27 protein-coding genes and 1 tRNA gene are annotated in these 26,165 nt (G+C 52.7%); 13 read left to right on the top strand and 15 right to left on the bottom strand.

The window, feature by feature from the left end:
- Positions 1-259 precede the first annotated feature (259 nt).
- Positions 260-335 (bottom strand) — tRNA-Gly (locus G340_RS0108930).
- Between the two features lie 305 nt (positions 336-640).
- On the opposite strand from G340_RS0108930, the gene G340_RS0108925 reads away from it, so the two are divergent.
- The 8 genes from G340_RS0108925 to G340_RS18470 all read left to right on the top strand — a co-directional run bounded on the left by G340_RS0108925 (position 641) and on the right by G340_RS18470 (position 5,946).
- Complete coding sequence (locus tag G340_RS0108925; protein ID WP_020073309.1) at positions 641-1,648, top strand: DnaD domain protein; 1,008 nt, start codon at positions 641-643, stop codon at positions 1,646-1,648.
- Between the two features lie 7 nt (positions 1,649-1,655).
- Positions 1,656-2,645 (top strand): ATP-binding protein, encoded by a 990-nt coding sequence (locus G340_RS0108920; protein WP_020073308.1) that lies wholly within the window; start codon positions 1,656-1,658, stop codon positions 2,643-2,645.
- Positions 2,646-2,751: 106 nt separating this feature from the next.
- Entirely contained in the window at positions 2,752-2,916 is a 165-nt protein-coding gene (locus G340_RS17895) for a hypothetical protein (protein ID WP_020073307.1), read from the top strand.
- A complete protein-coding gene (locus G340_RS0108910; protein WP_081626943.1) occupies positions 2,889-3,239 on the top strand; it encodes a DUF5071 domain-containing protein in 351 nt (116 codons plus the stop codon). The genes G340_RS17895 and G340_RS0108910 overlap by 28 nt, the downstream gene beginning before the upstream one ends.
- A gap of 134 nt (positions 3,240-3,373) precedes the next feature.
- Entirely contained in the window at positions 3,374-5,032 is a 1,659-nt protein-coding gene (locus G340_RS0108905; protein ID WP_020073305.1) for a DUF2207 domain-containing protein, read from the top strand.
- A gap of 32 nt (positions 5,033-5,064) precedes the next feature.
- Positions 5,065-5,403, top strand: a complete 339-nt coding sequence (locus G340_RS0108900; RefSeq protein WP_020073304.1) for a hypothetical protein — start codon at positions 5,065-5,067, stop codon at positions 5,401-5,403.
- Between the two features lie 65 nt (positions 5,404-5,468).
- Positions 5,469-5,759: a YbhB/YbcL family Raf kinase inhibitor-like protein gene (locus tag G340_RS18475; protein ID WP_020073303.1), complete on the top strand. Its 291-nt coding sequence runs from the start codon at positions 5,469-5,471 to the stop codon at positions 5,757-5,759.
- Positions 5,716-5,946 carry a hypothetical protein gene (locus G340_RS18470; protein WP_326522362.1) on the top strand — a complete coding sequence of 77 codons (231 nt, stop codon included), beginning with the start codon at positions 5,716-5,718 and terminating at the stop codon, positions 5,944-5,946. The genes G340_RS18475 and G340_RS18470 overlap by 44 nt, the downstream gene beginning before the upstream one ends.
- Before the next feature lie 256 nt (positions 5,947-6,202).
- Here the strand turns inward: G340_RS18470 and G340_RS0108890 are convergent, their stop codons facing one another.
- Genes G340_RS0108890 through prfB form a run of 6 tightly spaced genes read right to left on the bottom strand, consistent with a single transcriptional unit; the run spans position 6,203 to position 13,378 of the window.
- Complete coding sequence (locus tag G340_RS0108890) at positions 6,203-7,288, bottom strand: glycosyltransferase (protein WP_020073302.1); 1,086 nt, start codon at positions 7,286-7,288, stop codon at positions 6,203-6,205.
- Entirely contained in the window at positions 7,285-8,367 is a 1,083-nt protein-coding gene (locus tag G340_RS0108885) for a glycosyltransferase (protein WP_020073301.1), read from the bottom strand. The genes G340_RS0108890 and G340_RS0108885 overlap by 4 nt, the downstream gene beginning before the upstream one ends.
- Positions 8,364-9,779: an oligosaccharide repeat unit polymerase gene (locus G340_RS0108880; RefSeq protein WP_020073300.1), complete on the bottom strand. Its 1,416-nt coding sequence runs from the start codon at positions 9,777-9,779 to the stop codon at positions 8,364-8,366. The genes G340_RS0108885 and G340_RS0108880 overlap by 4 nt, the downstream gene beginning before the upstream one ends.
- Positions 9,776-10,927 carry a leucine-rich repeat domain-containing protein gene (locus G340_RS0108875; RefSeq protein WP_020073299.1) on the bottom strand — a complete coding sequence of 384 codons (1,152 nt, stop codon included), beginning with the start codon at positions 10,925-10,927 and terminating at the stop codon, positions 9,776-9,778. The genes G340_RS0108880 and G340_RS0108875 overlap by 4 nt, the downstream gene beginning before the upstream one ends.
- A gap of 24 nt (positions 10,928-10,951) precedes the next feature.
- Positions 10,952-12,226: a lipopolysaccharide biosynthesis protein gene (locus G340_RS0108870; protein WP_326522372.1), complete on the bottom strand. Its 1,275-nt coding sequence runs from the start codon at positions 12,224-12,226 to the stop codon at positions 10,952-10,954.
- Between the two features lie 24 nt (positions 12,227-12,250).
- On the bottom strand, positions 12,251-13,378 hold the full coding sequence (prfB, locus tag G340_RS0108865) for a peptide chain release factor 2 (RefSeq protein WP_020073297.1): 1,128 nt from the start codon (positions 13,376-13,378) through the stop codon (positions 12,251-12,253).
- Between the two features lie 354 nt (positions 13,379-13,732).
- Here prfB and G340_RS0108860 point away from each other — a divergent pair, with 354 nt between their 5' ends.
- From G340_RS0108860 to rpsR, 5 genes are all read left to right on the top strand, one after another.
- Positions 13,733-14,827 (top strand): RING finger protein, encoded by a 1,095-nt coding sequence (locus tag G340_RS0108860; RefSeq protein ID WP_020073296.1) that lies wholly within the window; start codon positions 13,733-13,735, stop codon positions 14,825-14,827.
- 32 nt (positions 14,828-14,859) lie between these two features.
- Positions 14,860-15,735, top strand: coding sequence for a UTP--glucose-1-phosphate uridylyltransferase (locus G340_RS0108855; RefSeq protein WP_020073295.1), 876 nt, complete (start codon positions 14,860-14,862; stop codon positions 15,733-15,735).
- A gap of 231 nt (positions 15,736-15,966) precedes the next feature.
- Positions 15,967-16,323: a 30S ribosomal protein S6 gene (gene rpsF / locus G340_RS0108850; RefSeq protein WP_020073294.1), complete on the top strand. Its 357-nt coding sequence runs from the start codon at positions 15,967-15,969 to the stop codon at positions 16,321-16,323.
- Positions 16,324-16,328: 5 nt separating this feature from the next.
- Positions 16,329-16,790, top strand: a complete 462-nt coding sequence (locus G340_RS0108845; RefSeq protein WP_020073293.1) for a single-stranded DNA-binding protein — start codon at positions 16,329-16,331, stop codon at positions 16,788-16,790.
- A gap of 51 nt (positions 16,791-16,841) precedes the next feature.
- Positions 16,842-17,102: a 30S ribosomal protein S18 gene (rpsR, locus tag G340_RS0108840; RefSeq protein WP_020073292.1), complete on the top strand. Its 261-nt coding sequence runs from the start codon at positions 16,842-16,844 to the stop codon at positions 17,100-17,102.
- A gap of 445 nt (positions 17,103-17,547) precedes the next feature.
- Here rpsR and G340_RS0108830 read toward each other — a convergent pair whose 3' ends face one another.
- The 8 genes from G340_RS0108830 to flhB all read right to left on the bottom strand — a co-directional run bounded on the left by G340_RS0108830 (position 17,548) and on the right by flhB (position 26,121).
- Entirely contained in the window at positions 17,548-18,033 is a 486-nt protein-coding gene (locus tag G340_RS0108830; protein ID WP_020073290.1) for a chemotaxis protein CheD, read from the bottom strand.
- Positions 18,030-18,647 (bottom strand): chemotaxis protein CheC, encoded by a 618-nt coding sequence (locus G340_RS0108825; RefSeq protein WP_020073289.1) that lies wholly within the window; start codon positions 18,645-18,647, stop codon positions 18,030-18,032. The genes G340_RS0108830 and G340_RS0108825 overlap by 4 nt, the downstream gene beginning before the upstream one ends.
- Before the next feature lie 77 nt (positions 18,648-18,724).
- On the bottom strand, positions 18,725-20,476 hold the full coding sequence (locus G340_RS0108820) for a FapA family protein (RefSeq protein WP_326522361.1): 1,752 nt from the start codon (positions 20,474-20,476) through the stop codon (positions 18,725-18,727).
- 148 nt (positions 20,477-20,624) lie between these two features.
- Positions 20,625-21,329, bottom strand: a complete 705-nt coding sequence (locus G340_RS0108815; protein WP_020073287.1) for a flagellar hook-basal body protein — start codon at positions 21,327-21,329, stop codon at positions 20,625-20,627.
- A 76-nt stretch (positions 21,330-21,405) separates the two neighbouring features.
- The gene (locus G340_RS0108810) at positions 21,406-22,146 is read right to left on the bottom strand and encodes a flagellar hook-basal body protein (protein WP_020073286.1); all 741 of its coding nucleotides are present in this window, start codon (positions 22,144-22,146) and stop codon (positions 21,406-21,408) included.
- Between the two features lie 14 nt (positions 22,147-22,160).
- A complete protein-coding gene (locus G340_RS0108805) occupies positions 22,161-22,931 on the bottom strand; it encodes a sigma-70 family RNA polymerase sigma factor (protein WP_020073285.1) in 771 nt (256 codons plus the stop codon).
- Between the two features lie 51 nt (positions 22,932-22,982).
- Positions 22,983-25,058, bottom strand: coding sequence for a flagellar biosynthesis protein FlhA (flhA, locus tag G340_RS0108800; protein WP_020073284.1), 2,076 nt, complete (start codon positions 25,056-25,058; stop codon positions 22,983-22,985).
- Entirely contained in the window at positions 25,042-26,121 is a 1,080-nt protein-coding gene (gene flhB / locus G340_RS0108795) for a flagellar biosynthesis protein FlhB (RefSeq protein WP_020073283.1), read from the bottom strand. Before flhB ends, flhA begins: the two co-directional genes overlap by 17 nt.
- Positions 26,122-26,165 lie beyond the last annotated feature (44 nt).

The following is a 26,165-nucleotide window of genomic DNA, read 5'->3' as shown; positions in this document are numbered from 1 at the left end:
CACCGGCTGCTCAAACACAGGCATAAAAAAATAAACCGAATGCCATTTTTCCACAAAAGAATTCGCTCTTTTCTCCATCTTTTTCCTCCATATGATTGAATTCGGGTAAGCGCTTTTGCGGAAATTCTTCCGCGACCACGCATTTCTCTTTTCCGGCAAAGAGAAAATCATCTGCCTTTCCGTTGGAAACCGGGCGCCAAAAAAGAAAAAAAACAATAAAAAAGACCGATTCTGCAACAACAGAACCGATCCTTCTCCTTGGAGCGGATGACGAGGCTCGAACTCGCTACCTCCACCTTGGCAAGGTGGCGCTCTACCAGATGAGCTACATCCGCAAACAAACTGCGAGAGTTATTATATGACAGAATTCGCCTGAAGTCAACCCCTTTTTTCAAATTTTTTCTTTTTATTTCAGTTCTTCCATTTTGCCGTTCTATTCCTTCTCTTGCCGATTTATGTTATAATCATTTATATCGCATTTTTGTGGTATCCTATAAAAGCCCTCTGCGGCATGATTTCTTTCTGAAACAGAGGAAAAGTATGTCATGTCTTTTTATGGATCCTGCCGGCGGGGCGGCGCAGTTGCCTGCTGATCTGCCAGCTCATCCCGTGCGGGTTCCATCGTACAAAGGAGTACACCATGGTATTTTCTATTCATCCCGGTGCATGGAAATCGGTTTTTGCTGTTCCCAGCGCACTGGTCGATTCCCATATTAAAATGGCCAGCCCAAATCAGCTGAAGGTTCTTTTGTGGGCGCTCCGCCACGCGGAAGAATCCTTTACGCATGAAACGATCGCCGCCGCACTGGGCATCACAGCCGCCGACGTGCAGGACGCGATGCAGTACTGGGTGCAGGCCGGTCTTGTAGCACAGGAGGTTCCGGAGCAGGCGGCACAGCCCTCTGCCGCGGAGCCCCCCTTACAGCCGGAGCTTCCGCTGGCCGCCGCTCCCATTGCCGAAAGCCTCCCCCCTGCCCCGCCGCGCCGCATCCCCAAGCCGGACGGCCTGTTTATTGCGGAACGAATCAATCAGTCGGCGGAAATCCGCTTTTTGATGCAGGAGGCCCAGCAGCTTTTGGGGCGCCCTCTATCCCCAGGGCTTTCTTCTACTCTGCTGGCAATTCACGACGATTACGGCCTGCCCGTAGACGTTACCCTGATGCTCCTGCAGTTCGTCAAGAGCAAGGGCAAGGACAACACCAGCTACATAGAGGCGGTGGCCCGCGACTGGGCGGAAGAGGGCATCTCCACCCACGGGCAGGCAGAAGAAAAGCTGCGCCGGCTGGATGAAATCAATAAGGCATGGAGAAAAATCGAACAGGCCCTGCGCCTCTCTCCCCGCGCCCCGAGCGCGCGGGAGGAGCGGTATTCCAACCGCTGGCTGCTGGAGTGGAAATTTTCTCCCCAAATGGTGCGCGAGGCCTATGACCGCAGCGTGGACGCCATCGGCAAGCTGAGCCTGAGCTACATGAACAAGATTCTGGAGCGCTGGCAGCGGGAGGGCATCACAACGCCCCAGCAGGCCGCGATGGAGCAAAAAGAAAAAGCCGCGGTACAGAAACAGTCCAAGCCGCAGCAAACCACTTATGACATTGAGGAATATGAGCGCATGAGCGCTCAGGTTCCCGATCTATTGGGAAAGGAATGATGCGTCGATGGCCTATGGAAAGGATATTTACCAAATCGCCCTTGGTATTCTGAATGACCGTCGTATGCGCGAAACCGAGGCCGCGGACGAGCGCCGCAGAGCCTTTTACGCCATGTATCCCCGTGCGCAGGAGATTGAGCGGCAGCTGGCCGCAACGGCCATCGGCGCGGCCAAGGCCGTGCTGACCGGCAGCGACACCGTAACGGAGCTGACTCGCCTGAAGGAGAAAAATCTTTCGTTACAGCAGGAGCTTCATCAGATGCTGCGCCAGGCAGGTTTGGAGCGGGACTACCTGAGCCCCCATTATCAGTGCAAAAAATGCGGAGACACCGGGTATGTAGACGGCAGAATGTGCAGCTGCCTGCGCGATCTTCTGCGCAAGACCGCTTACCAGCGCCTGAACGAAATGACGCCGCTTTCCCTTTGCTCTTTTGAGGATTTCTCTTTGGAGCACTACCCCGAAACGCCGCTGAACGAAGGGGAACTCGCGCCGAAAAAGCAGATGGAGAATATCTTTCATTTCTGCCGCACCTACGCGCGCGACTTTTCTCTGAAATCCCCCAGCTTGATTCTGCAGGGCGGAACCGGGCTGGGCAAAACCCATTTGTCCCTGGCCATCGCGCGCGAAGCCGTGGGAAAAGGCTTTGGAGTGATTTATCTCTCCGCACAGAATATGGCTACCAGCCTGGAGCGGGAACGCTTTGGCCGCGCGGAAGAGGATGAGGATACCAACGCGCTGCTGCTTGGCTGCGATCTTTTGCTTCTTGACGACCTTGGAACCGAGTTTTCCACCTCGTTCATCGACGCCGCCATATACAATATTGTCAATACGCGCCTGATGGCCGGGCGGCCCACGATCATCAGCACCAATCTTTCTTTGTACGAGCTGCAAAAGCGCTATTCCGAGCGTTTTGTTTCCCGGATCATCGGGAGCTACGTGCGCCTGACGTTTCTGGGCAAGGACGTGCGCCAGCAAAAACGGATGAAGCGCGGCTGAAGAACGGAGCGGTAACGCTTTTTGGCTTACAGACATACAAACTTCATGGTATTCTAAAATCAGACTTACCAGTTTCAGATAGGTGCAACGAACAGGAGATCGATACATGAATCAAAAACAAGAGGACATATTAAAAGATTTATCCTGGAACAGCACAGCGGATCAAACAAAATCCGGATTTATCGCGGCATTGCAAGAAACGGATCATAAGTACCTACTGCAGCCAACCGATCATTTTGACAGCTGGGAAAACGCCTCGATTCCTTTTTAATACTGAGTGATGAAGAAATCAAACCGTATCTGGCGGATTTGCTCAACTGGCTGCAGGATTTAAACTGGCCTGGGGCCGAACGAATTCTGGATCGTCTTCAGCGCATTTCCACCGAATTGCTTGTAAAGCCGTTGGAGCTTGCCGCAAAATTGGCTGCTGAATCAAAGGATGAAACCTGGCTGAGCAATATTTCTATTCTGATTGCCAATCCCGGCATGAACAAATTATTGGATTCCGAAACGTTTACATTGCTCAAGCCATTTGCGGCGGATCAGTGGCAATGGGATTATGATACGATTGCAGAACATTTTGATTTTGATTGACTTGCGCCGATAAACATAAGAAAAGTACAAGGTTATGGAATACCTGTTTTCCAGTAGTCATTTTCACGGCAGGCCGGCGCCTTGGGCAGTTTCTCTATAAAAATAAAAAATATAATACAACACAGGAGAAGCTTATGAAAGTAAACCGTAAGAAAACACTTCTGCTATCCGCGATTTTTACGATACTCTTTCTTTTCGGCGCGGTTCCGGTTTTTGCAGCAGAGGATGCGATTCCGTCGATTCGTGTGGAAGCCGCTCTGCAAAGCGACGGCTCCGCCGTGATAACGGAGGTCTGGAGCGTTCGCGGCGTGTACAGCGGCACGGAATACTACAAGGTTCTGAACCACATGGACAACATGAGCGTTCATTCTTTTACGGTAAAGGACGAATCCGGCACGCAGTATCAAACCCTGAGCACCTGGGACGCGGACCGTTCCAGAGAAGAAAAGGCCGGCACCTGCGGCATTCTGAAAACGACCGACGGCTACGAGCTTTGCTGGGGAATCGGCACGTATGGAGATCATCAATACACCATCCAGTATGTTCTGGATGGGCTGGTAAAGGATTACGGCGACTACGCCGGATTCTATCATCAGTTTGTGTCCGATCTTTCCAGCGCCCCGGAAGCGATCTCGGTTAAAATCCGGATGGCAAACACCTCCCTAACAGAGAATAACGCCCGGATTTGGGGATACGGCTTTCCCGGTGATGTGCAGATCGCCGGCAGCGGAATACTGACCGCCGCTTCCTCCGAATCTTTGGACGGCGGAGACTATGTAAATCTGCTGTGCCGCTTTGAGAGAGGGCTGTTCCCGCAGGCCGCCAGGGCGGATATGTCTTTTGAAGACCTGCAGAAAAACGCGGAAAACGAGGAATCGCCGATCGCGCTCTATATTCTGGGCGCGGTTTTCGCCGTGTTACTCATCGGCGGCGGCGCGTCGTTTGCCTTTTTTCACTCAAGATACAAGCTTGCGGACGGCACAGCGGTAAGGCTGGCTGCGAGAAACCAAATCGAACCTGCGTGGTCGGTTCCCTTTGGCGGCAGTATCCCTGCCGTGTACGCCGCAATGGAATTGCTGCGCAAAGGAATTTCCTGCGATAAGCTGATGGGCGCTTACCTCATCCGCTGGCAGAAGGCAGGGTATATCAGCATTGAAGAGCGCAAAAATCCACAGGGCAAAAAGGAACCGGAAGAGGTCATCGTCTTCCGTCCGGAGCAAACGCCTTCTGCCGCAGTGGAGCAATCGCTGTACGCCATTCTGGCCGCGCGCGCCGATCCGGATGGAATCCTTTGGAGCTCTGTGATAGAAAAGCGGGCGGAAAAGCTGTATGAAAGGCTTACGGAGTGGGCCGTAGAGGCCAAAAGCGAAGGGGAAAAGGAATTGATTCTTCTGGGGGTGGCGGCTAAAGATAAAAACGATGTTGTCCGCTTCACCGCCTCCGGTTTTGAGCAGGCCGTCCGAATGATAGGCTTCCAGAAATACCTGATCGGAATGAAGGTGCAGCAGAAAGACGGGCCTGCCCCGCGGGAGCTTTGGGGAGATTATCTTGTGTTCGCCGCTCTGTTCGACATTGGCGAGCAGGTGCTGAAAAGCATGGAAGCTCTTGATCCCGCTTACTTTGATACCTTTTCAGAGCTGTACGGCTACAATTCTTACCGTATGGTATACTTTATGACGATGACGAATCATATTTCGAGTACTGCCGCACCCAATGTGAGCGGCATCGGCGGCGCCGCGGGCTCTGTTGGCGGGGGTGGCTTCTCCGGCGGCGGTGGCGGCGGAAGCCGGTAAAAATCCTCAATCCTGTCAAAGAAACCGGAGAGATGGCTGTGAAGCATTTTCTATATTGCAAAATCGAAATCTTTATCCCGAAAACTCATTTTACCGCCCTGCAGAAAGCATTGCAAGGCGTGGACGCGGGCCACATTGGCAATTACGACAGCTGCCTTTCTTACAGTGAGGTGACGGGCTGCTGGCGTCCGCTGGAAGGAAGCAGCCCCTACATTGGAAAAGAAAAGGCCGTCAGTTCAGAGCCTGAGCTGAAGGTGGAGGTTACTTGCCTGCGCGACAACGTCGACCCTACCGTCGACGCGATCAAAAGAGTGCATCCGTATGAGGTGCCGGTGATCAACGTGATCCCGTTATACCGGACGAGCTTTTGAGTATAAAACTCTTTTTTAAACCTGTCTTTCAATTTTTCTCAGATGATATCATGGAGGATTGCAGCATGGAAATACTCAAAATTAAAAGCGGCGCATTTGAAGAAGGCGGCTGGATTCCCGCCCGCTACACAGGCCGCGGAGAAGATGTTTCACCGGATTTTACAATAGAGGGCATTGCCCCGAACGCGAAATCCATTGCAATTACTCTTGATGATGCATCTCATCCTTTTTTCCCGAACTATAACCATTGGGTAATCTGGAATCTGCCGGTGCAGGCCACGATTCCGGAAGGAATCCCGCACGGCGAAGCAGTTGACTGCCTGGGCGGCGCCACACAGGGGGTCCGCTTATGGTAGGAATCGGTACAAGGGACCGAAGCCCCCCCTAAAATCGATTCACACCTATGTCTTTACCGTTTTTATTTTGGACTGCCGAATTGATTTAGCCGCAAACGGCACAAAACAAGACCTCCTCCACAAAATGGAAGGGCACATCCTGCAGCAGGCAGAGCTTTCAGGTAAATTCCAAAGCCACAGAGAATGAGATAAAAGCGCTTTACCTTTCCGTGAAGCGCTTTTTCAGCCGACGAAAGGCATAGCCGGTGCCTTGAGAAGCTCCAGAACAGCATTGCATTGAAGCTCTCCCATTCTCATCTTGCACTCGTAATTGGCCAGAGAGATCACGGAAAGGGCAGAGAAATTGGAGCAACTCTGAAAACCGCGTCTCCGCGAAATGGTTCACCATTTCGCGGAGACGCGGTTTTTAACAGTCATTGCTTTTCAGAAAGGCATTTACAGCCTTACGAACCTTTTTTATGTTCTGCAATCGCGGCTTCGTAAACCTGCTCCATCTGCTCCACATTCTTTTTAAAGTCGAACAGACGAAGCACCCGCTCGCGGCCCGCCGCGCCCATCCGGCTGCGCAGAGAGGGATCTCGGCAAAGCCGGAGCAGATGCTCCGCCAGTGCTTCCACATCCCCGCAGGGGGCCAGAAAGCCGGTAACGCCGTCCTCCACAGTCTCTAAAAAGCCGTCCACATTGCTGGCCACCACGGGAACCCCGCAGGCCATCGCCTCCACAGCCGAAACGCCGAAGCTCTCGGAACGACTCGGCAGACAAACCGCGTCCATGCAGCTCAGCACCTTCGGCACCTGCGGATTGGGAATCACCCCGCACAGGCTCGCGCACTCAGAAAGTCCAAGTGAATCGATCAGCTGCTGCAGCGACTCCTGCCGGCTGCCTTTCCCGTAAATCTTCAGGGAATACGAGCCCGGCGGCGCTTTCTGCACAAACAGCGCAAACGCGCGGATCAGGTCGTCCATGCCGTAAACATCCTCCAGTGCTTTCACCGCGCCGACGCAAAAGCCGTCATGCTCCTGCGGCTGCGGAGAAAACTGCGAACAGTCCACGCCGAAGGGGGTGATCCAGATTTTGCGCCGCTCTCCAAAGACGCGGCGTACCTGACCGGCCATCACCTCGCTGGTAGAAGCCACGACATCCGCGGCCTTGAGGTTGCCGGCTACCAAAAGCTTATGCACCGGGCTTTTCAGCGGAAATTCATACACGTCGCTGCCCCACACAGACAGCACCAGCGGGTGCGAACGCGCCATGCGAACCAGCGTGCCGTAGCCGCTGGCATAGTGGGCATTGATGACATCCGGCGCAAAGTCCGTCAGATCACGGCGAAGCTCGCCGCCGTTCAGAAAATACCCGGCAAAGCCGCTCTTGCCGAGATATACCACTTCTACCTCGGGATTCAGGTTTTTCTGGCGGTTTTCATGCTCCGGCAGCGAATACAGCCGTACCTTATGCCCTCTTTTACACAGGGCGTTCACCCACTTGACCGTATGGCTGGAGCTGGCCGCCGACACAAACGCTATTTTCATGCCTGCTTCTCCCCCTGACTGCCGCCCAAATCTGCAAGGACGGTTTTTGCCCGGTCTGTCCAGAGGTTTCCCTGCACCGCCTGTGCGGCGTTTTTCGCACAGCGGGCGTACAGCTCGGTATCTCTGAGCAGCTCGGATACTTTCTCTGCAAAATCCGCGGGGTCGTTTTCGCACACGAGTCCCAGCGAATATTTCTGGATAAACTTTTCGGTTTCCGTACAGTTTACCGCCACCATCGGCAGGCCGTATTCCAGGTATTCCATCAGCTTGACGGAGAACGCAAAATCATTATATGCATTCTTTTCAATGGGATACAAGGCCAAATCCGCCTGCGCATACAGCGGGGCCAGCTCTTTCGCGCCGGAAGCATGCACCAGCCTGAGCCAGGGCTTGTTCCGAACCTTCTCGTCAATATAGGCGACTCCCTGCGGACGGCAGACCAGCGTGAGCGGGAACTCGTCCCCATCCCCATTGAGCAGGTCAAAGGCTTTCAGCAAGGTGTCCGTACCGTAGCGCTTTGAGACTCCGCCCACATAAATGCTGCGCTTGCCGGGAAGCTTCCCCAGCTTATCGCCGCGGCTGCCCATACAGGCCGGCGGCAGAAATGCTACATGCGGAAAATCAAAATACTGCGCCATGCTCTCCGTCGGCAGGTAAACCAAATCCGTATTCTTTTTGAGAAACCGCACGTCGCGCTCCGACATCCACGCAATCACGTGCTGCTTGAGGCTCTTTCTGCCGGAAATAAACACCTCGTCAAAACGGAAAGCGGCGTCCCGGTAAAAATACCCCACCGGAATTCCCATTTTGTGTACCCGGCGGAGGAGCTTTCGGTCAAAGCTATGGAAAATCGGGCCGGAGGGACTCTCGACATAACAAAAGTCGGGCCGGTTTGTATCGAGCCAGCGGTTGATCTCCTCCACCGCATGGCGGCGCTGCTCGCGGCGGTTCTGCTGCGCCTGCAAGAGCTTGACCTCGCAGCCGAGAGACAGAAACGCCTCATACATCATCTGCGGGCGCACGGACGAGCCGGACTGAAAATCCCCAAAATCGATATAAGTGAGGTATAAAATCGTCATGATTTTCCCGCCGCCTTCTTTTCTTTTCCCTCAAGACGATCCAGCAGCTTGATCAGGCCCGCCGGCGCACGGGGCGACAGGCGTTCCCAAATCCGGGGGGCGAAATGCCCTGCCACCAAAAAGAACAGCAGAAGATAGGTTTGAAAATTGTAAATGAAGTCCACAAACCCACCCTGTGTGGCCAGCGCCAGGCGGCTGGTGAGCATTGCGGTCATCGCCAGCTGAAACGGGGTTTTGCGCAAACGGGTGAACGCGTAGAACAATACGCCCAACACAACGCCCATATACACGATGGAGAGAACCATTCCCCAAAAACCGAAATTCGCGTAGGCCTCGCCGATATAGAACGCGTTCATCACGCCGCCGGTTCCGTCGTACACCTTCTCGGAGCCGTAAAAATCCATCACCAGCTTGGCGGAACGGACATGGCTGCCATCGATGCCCAGAAGATGCATCGCCGTCGGCGACAGGCTGCGGCCATGCAGAAACGGGAAGATCGTCGGGAACAGGTCAAAATGCATCGTCAGCGTGCCCACCTGGGTAAACAGCGTGCGGCCGATCGGGCCGTTATAAAAGTTGCTGTCGCCAGAGGTAAAGCTGTACCCCATGCGCCCGTAAATGAATACGATAAACAGAGCCATGGCGGCGCCAAAGCCGAACACTACCCTGCGGGAGATGCCCCCGCGCTCGTACATGAGAATCAGGAGCAGCACAAACAGGTAGAACAGCACCGGGGATTTTTCAAAATTGATGGTAGCGGAAACGATTGCCGAGCCCACCAGCACAGCGGTAAGAGCCCACCACCAGAATTTTTTGAGCGCCACCGCATAGGCAAACGCGATATACGACAGCAGCGGCAGAAACAGCCCCAGCAAAAGGTTTTTGACGTAGCTGTTGACGATCACAATCTGCGAAATCCGCTGGCGCTCCACGCCGAACTCAAAGCCGGCCGGGGTGCGCACCAGCCGCAGCAGGGGGAAATAGCCGATCTTGATGATATAGATCAGAAGCAGCACGCAGCAGAGAAATCCGACGCCCGAAATGACGTAAAAGGCCAGCCGCTCATGCTTTACCTCAACCGACTTTTTCAAGTAGCTCTTGTAGCGCTGCTTGATATCGATATGAAAGCACTGGTACAGCACGATGATGGTCAGCGGGAACAAAATTGCGGAAAGCAGAACGCTGTAGAACATCAGGTCAAAGCTGCTGTCGACCGTAATGTACTTCATTGTGTAGTGATTGTGGTCCCCCAGATACACCATGGCGGCACCGATATACGTCTGCAGCAAAAACAGGTACATCGTATAAGAAAGCAGATTGATTTTTCCAATATTCAGCGTTGCCGATGCCTTTTTAAACAAGATCAGCGAAATCAAAAGGCCAAGGACAACGATAAGCTCTTTCCAGATCATTCGTCGGTCTCCTCAAAGCCATATTTTTCGTTCAGCAAATACTGTTTTGTCAGCAGGTCGCCATTGCGGAAACGGCCCTGTAAGAAGCGAATTTTGGAACGGTCGAATTCGGGATCCAGAAAAATGGAGTTGAATTGCGGCAGCTTTTCCAGAACGGAAACATCCTTGATGTCGGTGTACTGCATTTTCAGCACCTGAAGCTCGGTATTGTTCTTCAGCGGCTCCAGAGAAGAAATATTGTTCAGGCTGATTGTCAGCTCCAGCAGCCAAGGGTATTTCGAGGCAAAGCTGATATCCGTTAAGCAGTTGGAGGCCACGCTGAGCTTCTCCAGCACGGGCAGATCGCCCAGATCGCCGATTGTGGTCAAAGAGTTGCTTTCCAGAGAATACTCGTACAGTTGATCCATACCGACAAGGGGCTTTGCCACCATGATGCGGTTGGAGGTAAGGTTCAGAATATTCAGCTGCGGCATCCCCGAAAATACGCTGTTGTCGGTAATGCGGTTGCGCGACAGGTTCAGGCTTTTCAGATTCGTCAGCTTTGTAATGTCCGCTGTAACGCCGATGATCGAGTTGCCGGACAAATTCAGCTCCGTCAGGTTTTTCAGCGAGTACAGCGGAGACATATTGCGAATATAGTTGCCCGCCAGTGTCAGGCGCTGCAAGGTTTTGATGTTCCCCAGGGGGGTAACGTCTGCAATCTGATTATTGGAGAGGTCGAGCTCCTTCAGATAGGGAATATCTTTTAAAGGGCTGACGTCGGTGATCTTTGCGGAAGAAATCGTCAGCTTGGAGAGGCCCTTAAAGTATTTCAGATCCTCTATATCCTTCACCGGCACATTTTGAATCGTCAGAATGCTGATCTTCTCCACATCCACATCGTAAATGTCGTCCTTTGGGCGCTCGAGCAGATTGCGTACCTCGCGTTCCAGGCTTTTATCGTGGAATTCAATCTTAACGGCGTCCTCATTGATCACGTCGTCATTCATCAGAACGCTGTAGACATTCTGATACGTGTTGACTCCCAGAAAAAACAGGGAAACCAGCAGCAAGGCCAGTGTGTAGGAGAAGGGCTTGTTGCTTTTCATGTAGCCTGTCATCTGTTTGAAGCGCTCTTTCAAACGCAGCTTACTCTGTTTTTGTTGCATTTCAGTTACCTCTCCATTTTTCACTTATTTTGCGTTTCTGACGATCGTCTGGCAGAAACGGTAGAAAACCAGATAAGCGCCTGCCATCGGCAAGGATGCGGCCAGCAGATACTGTTCAAACGTCATGGGGATCACAAAGGTAAGCAGCGACGGAATGGTTACGGTAGCCAGCAGGAAAAACTGCCAGACCATCGTAGCCTTCTGCCGCCCGAGTGCAATCGCGCTGTTGGTCAAAGGCGTAACCACAAACCGCACCATGAACAGCGGGATCAGGTATTTCAGGTATTGCGGAATCGGTTTCCACTCCGAACCGAGGAACAAGGGAATGAGGGGGTCCCCCCACAGTAAAAGGATGCCGAAGGGAATCACGGACAAAATGGTCAACCATTTGGCCACCGTAGAAAAGGTCTTGCTCAGTTTTTCCCCGTTGTGCTTGTCCACCGAGGCGCCGCGCAGAAACACCTGCGACACCGCGCTGGAAACCAACTGGAGCGGCTGACCCAGCAGACGGTTAATCTGGCTGTAATAACCGTTCATCACACCGCCGAACTGCATCTGGACAAACAGACCGGTCATATTCATGGCAAAGCTGTTGGCCATAGCGCTGGGCAGCATGTATTTGGGGTAAGCCACATTTTTGCGCGCAACCTTCTTTAGAAAAGGCAGGCGGAACATCCTGCGGTGAATCCGCCCCTTGAGGGTCATCACCATGCGGAAGTTTCCGAAGAAATAAGATAAAAACTGCCCGATGATCATGCCCCAATACCCGGCGCCAAGAAAGGCCAAGATCAACTGGGTCGCGATCATCACGGAAACACGAATGATATTGGCAGTCGTAATGACTTTATACTTTTCGTGCCTTACATTAAAATAGTTCAGCGCAGTGGTTAGTCCACAAATTAAGGTTGTAAGCGGAACCATCCACAAGGTGTTTTCCGCACCACCCGTCAGGTGAAAACGCGCGCCGATCTGCGGAATAAACGGCCACATGATCAACCCTAACAACACCGAAAACATTGTTGCCAGCAAAGCACTGAGTACAAAGGCACCGCCTGCCTCCTCATCACTGTCCGCCACGACAATGGCGTAATCATAACGGAAGCAGGCGATTTGCTGCGTAATACTGGTGATGTACACATAGATACCATAAATACCCTGAAGCTCCGGCCCGTAAAGCCGCCCCAAAATCGGCATAAATGCAAAAGGCAGCAATACCTGCGCCACGGCTGTGCCGCCGGTGAGAACCGCTACGTTTTTTAAAAACTGGTTCTTCTTCAGGGAATTCATCTTAGATTTCACAAAAGACAAGACACGGCCCCCTGTTTACTCGATGTTTTCTCCCAATGTGCCAAGATTCTGCGCCTTGAGATATGCGTTGATAAATCCATCCAGATCGCCGTCCATCACGGCGGAGATATTGCCCATTTCAAAGCCGGTGCGGTGATCCTTGGCCAGCGTGTAGGGCATGAAAACATAAGAGCGGATCTGGCTGCCCCAGGCAATTTCCTTCTGATCGCCCTTAATATCCTCAATCTTTTCCAAATGCTCGCGCTCTTTGATCTCAACGAGCTTTGAAATCAGCATTTTCATCGCGACGTCGCGGTTCTGGTATTGGCTGCGCTCCACCTGGCAGGAAACAACGATGCCGGTGGGCTTATGCGTCAGGCGCACGGCCGAGGAGGTTTTGTTAACCTTCTGTCCGCCCGCGCCGCTCGCGCGGTATACCTGCATTTCAATATCGTCCGGGCTGATCTCCACAGAGGTGTCGCTGTCGATTTCCGGCATCACCTCAAGTGAAGCAAAAGACGTGTGGCGGCGGCCGGACGCGTCGAAGGGAGACACGCGCACCAAACGGTGAACGCCCGCCTCACTTTTCAGAAAGCCGTATGCGTTTATGCCCTCAATCAAAATAGAGGCGCTCTTCAGGCCGGCTTCTTCTCCATCCAGATAATCCAGTGTTTTAACCTGAAAGCCGTGGCGCTCCGCCCAGCGGCAGTACATGCGGTACAGCATCGAGGCCCAGTCCTGCGCCTCTGTTCCGCCCGCGCCCGCGTGAAAGGTGAGAATCGCATTCTTGGCGTCGTATTCGCCCTTGAGCAGGGTCGTCAGGCGAATCGCTTCCAGCTCCGCCTGTATTTTCTGGTATTCCTGCTGTGCCTCCGGCAGCAAAGAGAGATCCTCGGCTTCATCCGCCAGCTCCACCAGAGCCAGCGCATCCTCCAGAGAAGCACACAGCTTTTCATAATTCGCGATTTTATTCTTCAGCATGCTGGAACGCTGAAGGATTTTCTGGGAACGCTCCATGTCGTCCCAAAAACCGGGCATCGCGGCCCGCTCGTCCAGCTGCGAAATCTCTTCCTTCATGCCCTGCAGCCCAAGCGCATCCGCCAGGTCGTTAATGTCCGGCCTGAGCTTTTCCAGCGCCAGCCTTAATTCCTCAAATTGCAGCATCCGTACCATCCTCTAATCATAATTCAACTTTTAAATAGACCGTTCCTTTTCTTTTCCGCCTGCGGCGGAAAAGAAAATTGCTGTCTTCATCAATCAAATCCTTTTTGTTATTGGCTTGCTCACATATCAAAGTTATGTTTCTGCACAATAATAAAATATTATAAGATATTTTTGGTCAAATGTAAAGAAAAACCATCTTTTCACCCCTGGTCAGTCTGTGAACGTACTGAAAACTTATGCAAGAAATGATTGCAGTTTTCGGCAGAATTAGGTACAATAATTGTATTCAGGATATAAAGATCCTCGTCGCCGGGGAGGAGATCACCGGCGATCTATTACAGGAGGCTTTCAAGCATGAAGTATACTGGCATCAAATGCCCGGTCTGCGGCATTCCCTTTCAGGCGGACGACGACATTGTTGTCTGCCCGGATTGCGGGGCGCCTTACCATCGGCACTGTTATGAAAAAGAGGGCAAATGCCTGTTTTCAGATACGCACGGCACCGGAACATACTGGACTCCTCCCGCGGAGGATTCTGCCGCCCCGAAAAAGGATTCAGAAATTGTATGCCCGGTTTGCGGCAGAAATAATCCCTCGGACGCGCTGTTCTGCAGCCGGTGCGGCTCTTCACTGAACCGGCCGGACGCGGCTCCGCCATCTCATCAGGGCCAGGCGCCTTTCCGGAACGACCCGCCCGGCTACCGGAATCCGTACCAGAATTCGGGGTATCAGAATCCGGGCAGCCCCATCCCGCCCAATGCGCCTTTCGACTCTGCGCAGGGCGATTCGCCGTACCAGAGTGCGCCGAACCCCTTTTCGCCCATTACCATCCGGGCCGACGAACCGATTGAGGACGATATCACTGCCGGGGAAATCGCGAAATTTGTTCAGAACAATTCCTCTTATTTCCTTTCGGTTTTCTTCCATAAAAAGAGGACAAACCGCGGGCATTTCAGTTTTTCGGCCTTTTTGTTCTCAGGCGGATGGATGCTGTACCGAAAAATGTACCGGATCGGCACGATTATCACCGCGTGGATGGCGGTTCTGTTCGTCATCAACACGTTTGTGTCTCTGAACTATTCCTCTCCCCTGCTGATAAAGCTGTACGAGCAGGCGGGAGTGAGCACCAGCGTATACCCTTCCTATGAAGAGCTGATGAAGGTCACCGAGCTTGTGTACCTGCTGGACCCAGGCAGCATTTTTCTGCTGTTCACCCCGCTGCTTACGCTTTTGATTCAGGCGGGAATTATGATGTACTGCGGTTTCGCCGGCAACCGTCTGTATTACCGGCACTGTGTGGAGAGCATCCGCAGGCTGAAAAAAGAAAACCCCATCGCGGCCGAGTACGACAAAGCGCTGCAGGAAAATGGCGGCGTAAATGTTTCTTTGGCTCTATGCCTTCTCATCTGCTATTCTATTATTGTTTATCTGCCAAATTTCTTTTTATAAAAGTATCTTTCTAACCAGTAGGAGGGAATTCTTTGAAAATAACAAAGGCTGTTATCCCCGCCGCGGGGCTTGGCACACGTGTTCTCCCTGTCTCAAAATCCATGCCGAAAGAAATGCTTCCCATCGTGGATAAGCCCGCGATTCAGTATATTGTGGAAGAAGCCGTTCATTCCGGCATTACCGATATTTTAATCATTACCAATCGCGGCAAAGGTCTGATTGAAGACCATTTTGACCGCGCCCCGGAGCTGGAAGCCCACCTGGCAAAGGGCGGCGACGAGAAGAAAGCCGCCCTCAACAGTATTGTGGAAATCTCCCGCTTGGCCAATATTTATTTTGTTCGCCAGAAGGAAACCCGCGGCCTTGGCCACGCGGTAAACTGCGCGCGTTCCTTTATCGGCGACGAACCGTTTGCCGTACTGTACGGCGATGACGTAATCATTGGAAAAGACCCGGCCTGCGGCCAGCTAATTCGCGCTTATGAGGAATTCGGCAAGGGTGTTCTGGGGGTAAACCAGGTATCTCCCGAGGTGATCGGCCGGTACAGCTCGCTGAAGGTGGAGCCGATTCGCGACCGCCTGTTCCGCTGCACCGACATGGTCGAAAAGCCCTCTCCCGACAAGGTGTTCTCGTACTATTCCATTCTGGGGCGCTGCGTGCTGCCGCCGGAGATTTTCGACATTCTCGACCGCACCCCGCCCGGAAGCGGCGGAGAGATTCAGCTGACCGACGCAATGCGCGTACTGGCGCAAACCGTGGGAATGACCGCGGTGGAGTTCACCGGCAAGCGCTACGATATGGGCAATAAGCTCGGCATCCTGCAGGCTACGGTGGAGGTGGCGCTGGAGCATCCGGAGGTTGGAGAAGGCTTTCGCAAGTATATCAAAGATATTGCGGGTACCCTATAAAGAGTGGGTTATGCCTCATCGCCCGGGAATCGGCGTTTGATTTTCTCGGTTTTTCTACTGAGAAGAGAGACATTTTCCAGTAAATTCCTGTGAAGTAAAAAAATAGCTTGACTCACCCTGGTCACGCTGATATAATTAGTCTGTTAAGCCTGCCCCAACCGGGCGGTGCTTTTCATATTCCTTGCTCCAGCGTCCTGCTGGGGCCAAAGTCCAGAAGGAGGTGCAATCAAAATGCCAGATGTAAAAAATTCTTACGAAACCGTATTCATTCTGTCTACAACACAGGGTGAAGAGGCAGTTCAGACAAATGTTCAGAAGTTTAAGACGCTGATCGAAAAGAACGCTGTGATCGACGCTGTGGACGAGTGGGGCAAACGCCGTTTTGCGTATCCCATTGAGAAGCAGACCGAGGGCTACTACACCCTGATCAGCTTCACCAGCGCTCCCGAGTTCATTGCGGAGCTGGATCGTATCTACAAGATTACCGACGGAGTTCTTCGTTCTCTCATTGTCAAAAAAGAAGTAAAGAAAGAGAAGCCGAAAAAGGCTGTTGAAGTCCCGAAAACGGAAACTGCTGAAAGAGAGTGATCGAAATGCTCAACGTGGCTGTATTAATGGGCAGGCTGGTTGCTGACCCTGAGCTTCGTCACACTACCAGTGACATTGCCGTCACCAGCTTCACGATTGCGGTGGATCGATCTTATGTGAAGTCCGGCGCGGAGCGTCAGGCGGATTTTATCGATATCGTCGCATGGCGTTCTACCGCGGAGTTTGTATGCAAGTACTTCCGCAAAGGACAGTTAATTGCAGTTCAGGGCTCGATTCAAACCCGCAGCTATCAGGACAAGGACGGAAACAAGCGCAAGGCTTTTGAAATCGTGGCGGATAACGTGCATTTTGCGGAATCCAAGCGCGATGGCGGAACTGCCGGCTCCGGATATGGCTCTGGTTCTTACAGCCGTACCGATGCGCCGATGCCCTCTGCCCCCGCCTACACCAGCGGAAACACAGGTGATTTTGAGGAGATCCCGACAGATGACGATCTGCCGTTCTGATTTTCTCACGTATTTACTTTATTTTTGAATTGAGAAAAGGAGGCTTTTGGCATGGCTGATAGAAACGATCGGCCCGAGCGCGACAATCGTCGCGGCGGACGTAAAGGACGCAAAAAGGTTTGCAGTTTTTGCGTGGAAAGAATCGATTCGATCGATTATAAGGATGTTGCAAAGCTGCGCCGCTTTATTTCAGAGCGCGCGAAGATTCTGCCCCGCAGAGTCACCGGCACCTGCGCACATCATCAGCGTGAACTGACTGTTGCGATCAAACGCTCCCGTCATATCGCTTTGCTGCCCTTCAGCAGCGACTGATCTGAAAAGAGACAGACTGAGGAAACGGATCTTCCGTTTCCTCTTTTTTGTTGTCTCTATTTCAACCGCACCCTCTACTCCCCGCTTTCGCTCCGAAAAAGAAAATGATTTCTTCTTGTGCCAAAAGTGCAGGAAAGGCCGGCTCAATTGACAGCAGCCATGCCGGCACCGCACGGGGAGCGGCGGCATCGTGTCAGCACTTCCCTCATTTTCCGACAGCTTCACTCTCTCCGTAAGCCGGAAGCTCTAAAACCCGACTCTGCAATTCTATGCCATCTTTTTGCGGGGCGCAATTTTGCACGAATGCATGCGTGCTTCCGGACCTGATTTTAAAGCTGATTCGGCCTAAAATGGAATCAAGGCATATCAAAATGCCTCCAAAAGGAAAAGAGCTTTCTTTAAAATCCAGGCTGCAGGATTTTATAGAAAGCTTTTTTCGCCGGGGTTAGTACACCTTCACTCCATTGGCAAAGGATTTGATCGTCATCACGCCGTCGTCCGTTGTAAAATATAAGGTTCTGCCGTAGTTTAGGCCGGTATCCTGCGCTTTGATGGGAATTTTCGCATAGGCCAGCATGGCGCGAACAGCCATTACGTTCCGCTGGCCGATATTGCCGAAGGCCGAGTCTCCCGAAACCTCGAACATCTTGGCGCCTCCGGCAATCTTGGCCGTGAGCTGGGCGCGACAGGCGCCCAGCCGTTCCATTTCCCGAAGCATTTCAGTAATACAGGTATCGGCAAACCGATATTTGTTTTCTTTCGGGTTCCCCACAGGGAATTTGGGCAGCATGATATGGCCCAGACCGCCAACTTTGCGCAGAGGATCATACAGGCAAATGCCTACGCAGGAACCTAACGCATATGTGACAAGCTGCTCACTGCCCTTCACCACTTTCATATCAGAAATGCCGATGGTTATCATATTGCTCATAATTGGATCCCTAATTTCTGCATTAATCTATCCAGCGATTCCATGCTCGGAATCAGCATCATATTGGATGTAATATCATCCGCAGAGCTGAGAAAATCCTCCTGAATGAAGATGATTTTATCTGAAACAGTGCGCATCTCAATAGCAGGAACACTCAGCAGGGCGCCGACCATATCTACCGCGATAGCCGGAACAGAGGATTTGATGGACATTTGAGACAAGGTGCTGATGGAGCCGAGATAGGCGGAAATCATGATGTTGCCGATCTCGGAAATGGCGGAAAGCTGCATCTCTGTTAAAGCGGCATAGCTGACTTGCTTTTCGCCGAGCAGGCTTTCCAGCACAGCCCCCGCAAAGGACTGCCCGACGATAAACATCATCAGACCGTCGATTTCCCCCGAGATCTTAGTCAGAATCCCAATCACGGGGTTTTCCGGGCCGCCGAGCGCGGTGGCCGCGTCGCTGATATCCAGAATCCGCACCTTCGGCACAGACATGTTGACTTCGGCGTTCAGCATTTGAGAGAGCGATGTTGCTGCATTTCCAGCGCCGATATTTCCGATTTCTCTTAGTACGTCCAGATGTATTTCATTTAGTTCGTCAATGCTCAACATAAAATTCCAACTCCTTTCGCCGCCTCAGGAACACTGTGCCGCCCTGGAAGCGGAATCTGTATCTGTTTTTCATGGGTTTAATGCTTAACAGTATCCGGCGTATCGGCCGGTGTTGCAGGCCGCCACTCAATTTTGCCATATGAAAGATAAAATTTTGCGCAGCTTGTTTCTTTGACCACGTTGTAGGTATAGCCGGCAATTTCTATCTTCGTCCCCGGGTACGCCATGCCCTTGGCGATGATGGAAAAGCTCAGAAACGAATTCAGAGAAGCTTCTGAAAGCTGATGCTGTTCTTCCAGCTCTTCGATCTTTTTAGAGAACTGAATCCGCTTCTTTTCGGCCGCCTTGTTCACCTGCTCGAATTGTGAGCCGTCGTCTTCCGGGTGCTGCTGAAGAAACTGCTGATGCAGCCGCTCGAACTGGTCTTCAAACTCCCGCATTTCCCGGCGGGCATTGTCCAGCTCATGGAGCAGAACCTCTGGGTTCTTCAGCTTTTTTGAGGTCTCCGTCAAAAGGGAGTTCAGTTCCCGGGATTCGATTCTTACCTTGGTGACGCTGCCGGACGGGTTCCCAATATTTTTTGCATAAACGCCGCAGCCCACCGTGCACTCGCCGCCGGCCAGCGTTGCGATATCCTTGTTCAGAATCAGTGATCCGCCGGCGCGAACACTGCTGCTCATGATAATGCTGGCATAGATTTCATGCTGTGCATCCAGAATTGCATTCTCAAAAAATTTGCCGGAGATATTGCCGCCGGCCTTCAGCCTGCCTCTTCCCCCGCCGTTCATTCCCTGAGAAATCACGATGTTGCCGCCAGCCTCGAGGTTTGCGTGCTCCACAATTCCTCGAACTGTGATATCGCCGCCCGCGCTGACGGAAAAGCCGCTCTTTACGTCGCCCTGAATCAAAACGGAACACTTGGCGGAAACGTTACCGGAATCCCTGCCGACATCCCCTTTGACAATGAAGATTTCATTGACATTGATCGCGTTCGGCAGAATTTCAATTGTGCCGTCCACCGTAGAAATCAGTGTTTGGCCATCCTCAGAAAGCTGCGTATTCACGCCCACGGGCAGAGCGGGAACCGTTCCTTTGCGGTAGGGCACAACCTTGCCGTACACATCCATGCCGTCACTTCCCGGCTTCGGCATGATCAGCGCGCAAAGAGAATCGCCCTTTGAAATGTTTTTGACCAGCCCAAGCTCCCGGTAATCCAGGGAACCGTCTTTGCGCTGGATGGGACGAAGCACCTTATCGGTTTCAAAATGGTATTCGATGCGGCCGTCGTTCTCGTCCAGCACCTGCTTACCGACCGCGCACACCAGAGACTGCGAAAAATTGGCCTGCCTGCAATACTCGCGGATCTCCTCCTCCAGAATCCCGTAGCAAATCTTGTTCTTCTCCAAAAAAGCCAGAATCTCTTCGGGGGTTACCTTCTGGTTCAGAGAATGAAGTGTCACCTCTAAAACAGCGCGCATGCCGTTGGAAGAAACCTTCAAATCGAGGATCGGCGGTTCGGAAGACTCCTCCGTGGTCTGGTCGCCCGCCGCCGGAGCTCCTTCCTCTGCTTGTTGCTCCGGAACCTGCTTTTCCTGTTTTTCCGTCTCCATGCCGAGGAGCTGCTCCAGCTCCCGGATGTGATCCCGCGCGCTCATCTCCTTCGGTTCAGAGGTCTGCTCCTGTTCTGCCGCCTGTTCCGATTCCGCAGCATGTTCCGGTTCGGGAGCCGGTATGGCTCCGTCGGGGTCCTCCGGCTGTTCATTCATGCCCTCTGTGGATCGAACCGCATCCTGATCCGTCTTCTCTTTCTTGTTCCAAAACTTTGCCAAACTCTTGGGAAACACAATCATCACCCTTTTCTGACAGTATATAGTAATATCACTTGAAAAAGCGATTGATTTCTTCCCCTGTCCTCGGTGCTGGAAAAAAACTGCCGTCGTGCTGAAAAACCGCTTTTTAAGTGAATTGACTATAAAATCACCTCAGACCATTGACAGTCTGCATAATTTCATCTGAAATCTGCACCATTTTGGAGTTAAGCTGGAAAGCGCGCTGCGTTTCCAGTATCGCGGCCATTTCATCCGGCAGGCTCACGGAGGAATTTTCCAGGTAGCCCTGCCGCACCTCCGCGTCCCTTACCGTTTGAGCCCGACCAGAAGCCGCCGTCTCTACAAAATAAGTACCGCCCTCCCTTTGCAGGCCGTCGCAATTGGAGAAGGTAAACACCCCCACCGGGGCCGCTTTGCTCTCATCCGCCACCTGAATCGGCTGGCCGTTTGCCCCCAGCACATAGCCGCCGTCAGAAGATACCAGGTAATTGGCGTTCCCCTGCATGGAAAGATGAAAATTGCCGTTGCGTGTGTACTTTACCGTATCCCCGGAGCGAATGGCGAAAAACTGATACGCCTGCGGCAGGGCATAGTCGAGCAAGCGTGAGGTATTGTTCAGCGCACTGGCGGCAAAGAGGGTATCTGTTTTTGCAAGCTTTGTCCCGTGGCCGGCAACGAGGTCGGAATCCGTTCCCTCCGCCGCGTGGATATTGGTATACACCAGATCGGCAAAGCCGCCCTTCTGCGCCTGAAAGCCGGTGGTGGAAACATTCGCGATATTGTTGGCCGTTACATCCATTCCCTTCTGCGTCTGAATGGTACCGGTGGCCGCCGTATAAAAAGAATTGATCATAATAACCCTCCCCTGTTCTGAATAAGCCCTTTTATTCCTTTGGCGCCAAAAGCGGCGCTTTCGGCGCAGCCGCTCTTTACAGCTTGCCGATCTCCGTTACGGCGCGGGATAAAATCTGATCGTACATTTTCAGCGCCTGCGTGCAGGTTTGAAGCCCTCTCTGCATTGCAATGGCGTCGGTCATTTCCTGGGCGGCGTCTACGTTCGAGCCTTCCACATACTTCCATTTGAGCTGAGGGAACCGCATCTGCTGTGCGCCCCCCGCCGCGGTAAAGGATTCCTGCCCGGCGGACTTCAGATCATTGTAATCCGCAAACTGATAAACAGCCAAAGCCCCAACCTGTGTGCCGCCGACACGGATATTCCCCTGCGCGTCCGCTTCAAACTGGTCTGTCCCCACGCGGATGGGGCCGTTTGCGCCCATGACGCGGCCGCCAAGGTCTTTGCTGATGAGGTAGCCCTCATCATCCAGATTAAAGCTGCCGTTGCGGGTATATACCAATCCGTTGTTTTTCTGAACCGCGAAAAAGCCCTCACCCTCAATTGCAAAATCCAGCGTGCGGCCGGTTTCCTTCAGGCTTCCCTCGGAATGGATCACGTTTGTTCTGTCCGCCGCTGTCATCATGCTCATCTCACCAATCGGCGCATCGCTCTGTTTGTTCAGGCGGTGAATCATCAGGTTGCCGAAGGTGGAGGAAGTAACCACGTTTCGTTTATATCCGTTTGTTTCCACATTGGCAATATTATTGCTGACCGCCGTCAGCTTTCTGGACTGGGTCAGCATGCCGGAGCCCAGTGTGTAAAACCCTCTGACCATAGGAATCGTCTCCTTTACGAATTGTATTCCGTTAAAAACCGCTTGAGCTTTTTTAACCCGTTTGAGTGAATCTGCGATACGCGGGAGTCGCTGATTCCCATGACCGCCGAGATTTCTTTGATCTTCATCTGTTCCTTATAATAAAGAGAAATGACCATTTTTTCTTTTTCATTCAGCTTCTCGATGTATTCCGCCAGAACAACCTGCAGCTCCTTTTCGGCCACAACCTGCTCCGGCCCCTGAATAGAATCATTGGATACGCTGAACCGCACATCCTCCACGCCTTTTTCGTAGATCATCTCTTCAAAAGAAAGCATGGAGAGCGCACAGGTTTCCGCCTGCATTTTCTGGTATTCCTCAACGGAAACATTCAGATGCTCCGCCATCTCGCTTTCCGTAGGGTAACGGCCCAGCTCGTAGCTGAGCGTGTTTTCCGCATCGCTGATGTTTTTGGCGATCCGCTTCAGGCGCCGCGGAAAGCAATCCTGCTTGCGTATGTAGTCAATCATCGCGCCGCGCACCTTGATGGAGGCGTAGGTCTCGAATTTGACCTTTTTTTCCGGGTCGAATTTTTCCACCGCATCCAGCAGGGCAATCAGCCCTTCATTAACCAGATCATCCATATAAGTGAAATGCTGGTAGGCCCCCACTGTTTTCAGGGCAATGCATTTGACGATATACCCGTAACGGATGACAAGCGTGTTGCGAATGTCTTCCTCTTTGTTCTGAAGGTATTCCTCCCACAGGTCTTCCGTCGTTTTCTGCTTCGTGACCACTCGTTCCATCCAGCTGTTTCACCTCCTTGGTTGGGGCTTTCTCACCTGACAAACACCGGCTCACTGCTCCAGAGTAATATTCGCCACGGCCTGTATCTGCACGTCGGAATTCAGTTCGCTGAAAGAGAGCACCACCGCGCCGGGATAAAACTGCTCGAGCAGCTTGCTGAAATAAATGCGTACCACGGGCGAGGTCAGAATGATCGGCACATTGATGACAGCCTTCACCTTCTTGATGCTGTCAAGCAGCTTTGTAATGATCGTCTGCGTTGTCTGGGGATCCATTGAGAGGTACGAGCCCTGATCGTTGCGGTTGATGGAATTCGCGATGACACGCTCGACCTCGCTGTCCAGCGTAATGACGCGGATCTGGCCGCCGTCGGACCATTTGCGGGTGATGGTTCTCTTTAGCGCCTGACGCACATATTCGGTCAGAACCTCCGTCTCGCGCACGGTGGCAGCATAATCGGAAAGCGTGCTGAGGATCGTTTCCATATCGCGGATCGGCACGCCCTCCTTGAGCAGAGCGCACAGCACCTTTTGCAGGCGGCTGTAAGACACCAGATTCGGCACCACGTCGTCCACCAAAGCGGGATCGGCCTTCTTCGCGGATTCCAGAAGCTGAATGGCATCCTGCCGGGTGAGAACCTCATAGGCGTGCTTGCGGATTGTTTCCGACAGATGGGTGACGACAACGGAGAGGGGATCGATTACCGTGTAGCCGTAAATCTCCGCCAGCTCCTTCTTTTCGGGGGTGATCCACTTGCTGGGGATTCCGTAGGCGGGCTCGATGGTCTCGATGCCGTCGATCGTGCCGGTCAGGTTGCCGGGATCCAGCGCCAGGTAATAGTCGATGAGCACCTCGCCCTCGCTGACGACCTCCCCCTTGACCTTGATCACATACTGATTGGGGTTGAGCATTCCGTTATCCCGCAGACGAACCGCCGGAATCACCATGCCCATCTCAACGGCAAACTGCTTGCGGAACGTGACCAGACGGTCGATGAAGCTGCTGCCGCTGTTTTCATCCACCAGCGGGATAATGCTGTACCCGAACTCCATCTCAATCAGGTCGATCTGCAAAAGACCATATATATTATCAATATTCTTGTAATAAGCAGTTTCATCCTCCACTTCAGCGCCAATCGCCGCGTCCGGCCCCGCACCCGCCGCAGCCAGCTCCTGCTCCTGCTCTGCCCGCCGGGCGTGTCTGAGAAGCACAATCCCAAGCACAATCATCGTACCGGAGACGATCAGAATCTGGGGCAACGGCATTCCGGGAATCAGGCAGAGAAAGGACATCGCGACGCCGGCAATCAGCAGCACCAGGGGCTGCGACGAGAACTGGCGGGCCACATCCACGCTCAGGCTGGAATCGGACGCCGCACGGGTAACGATCATTCCCGTTGCGGTGGAAATCAAAAGCGCGGGAAGCTGAGAGACCAGGCCCTCGCCGACGGTGGCGATTGTGTAGGTCGTCAGCACCGTGCCGAAATCCTGCCCGCCCTGCACCATGCCGATAACGGTGCCGCCCAGAAAGTTGATGAGCGTGATGATGATGGACGCGATCGCGTCGCCCTTAACGAACTTGGTGGCACCGTCCATGGCGCCGTAGAATTCCGCCTCGCGCTGAATGTCGTTGCGGCGGGTCAGGGCAACCTCCTCCGAAATCAGGCCGGAGCTCAAATCCGCGTCGATTGCCATCTGCTTGCCGGGCATCGCGTCCAGTTTAAAACGGGCCGAAACCTCGGAAACGCGCTCCGCGCCCTTCGTGATGACAAGGAAATTGACCAGAACGATGATCAGAAAGATAATAAAGCCAATCACGATATTGCCGCCCAAAACGAAGGTACCGAACGTGGAAATCACCTGACCGGCATGGCCGGATTCCTTCAGGATCAGACGCGTGGACGAAATGTTCAGCGAAAGCCGGAACAGCGTGGTAATGAGCAGCATGGACGGAAAAACCGAAAATTGCAGTGAATTTTTCACGTACATGGTCATCAGCAAAATCAGAATCGACAAGGTGATGTTCAGAATGAACATCATGTCCAAAAAGAAGGGGGGAAGAGGTATGATGATAAAAGCAATAATAAGGATAACAAAAACTGTTATAACGTTATTTAAGACCTTCAATATCTGCCGAACCTCTTTTCATGGAATACACCCAAGCCATAATTTCTGCCAAAACCACATAATATTCTGCCGGGATGGGCCGATCCACCTCTACCTCTCGGTAGAGTGCCTGAGCCAGTGGCTTGTCTTCCGTCATGGGGATATGGTGTTTTTCGGCGATCTCGATAATGCGCAGCGCCGAATAGTCCTGCCCCTTTGCCACCACCACCGGGGCGGCGTCTTTCTCTATGTCATAGCGGAGGGCAACGGCAAAATGCGTTGGATTTCTCACAATAACATCCGCCGTGGGAACCTGCTGCATCATGCGCTGCATCGACATTTTTCTGCGGCGCTCGCGCTGCTGGCTCTTGACGAACGGGTCGCCCTCCATCTGCTTGTATTCTTCTTTTAAATCCTGTTTGGACATGCGGATATTCCGCTCGTATTCCCACCACTGGTACAGGTAATCCAGCGCGGAAATCGCGATAAACGCGACGCAGAGCTTTATGACAATGCTCATGATGTTGCGCAGGATGAACAGAACTCCCTGGTAGACATCCGCGAACATCAGCTTTGTAAAATCATGTGAAATGCTCAAAAGCGAGGTGTAGAGCAAATAGAGCATGATCGCGATTTTCAGAATGGATTTGAACAGCTCTACCACGGAGCGAAGGGAAAAAATACGCTTGAGCCCCTGCAGCGGGCTGATATTGGAAAATTTGAACTTGATCTTTTCTCTGGAGAATTTCAGCCTTGTCTGCACGCCGGTACCGATTATGCTCGCCGCTATAGAGGCGAGCATAATCGGCCCCGCCAGAGAAAAGATGGCAACCGTGCAGTCCTTGGCAATATCGATCACCGTGGCCTGCGTCATCGTGTCCATAGAAGAGGTGTAGGAAAAATAGCGGGTCAGAAACTCCTGCATAAATTCGTAGGAGCGCGGCAGGGTCGCGCGCAGAATCATAAAAATAACCAGCAGGCTCAGAGCGCTGACAATGTCTGTGCTTTGAAAAATATTGCCCTTTTTTCGTTCGTCCTCCCGTTTTTTCGGGGTAGCCTTTTCGGTTTTACTGCTGTCCGGCATTGTCATCCCCCCTTTTGCGCCGCTTTCAGAACCGGCGGGAATGG

The sequence above is a fragment of the Faecalispora sporosphaeroides DSM 1294 genome, from assembly GCA_000383295.1.
Lineage (GTDB): Bacteria > Bacillota > Clostridia > Oscillospirales > Acutalibacteraceae > Faecalispora > Faecalispora sporosphaeroides.
Note: the sequence above shows the minus strand (reverse complement) of the source record. Positions and strands in the feature narration are given on the sequence as shown.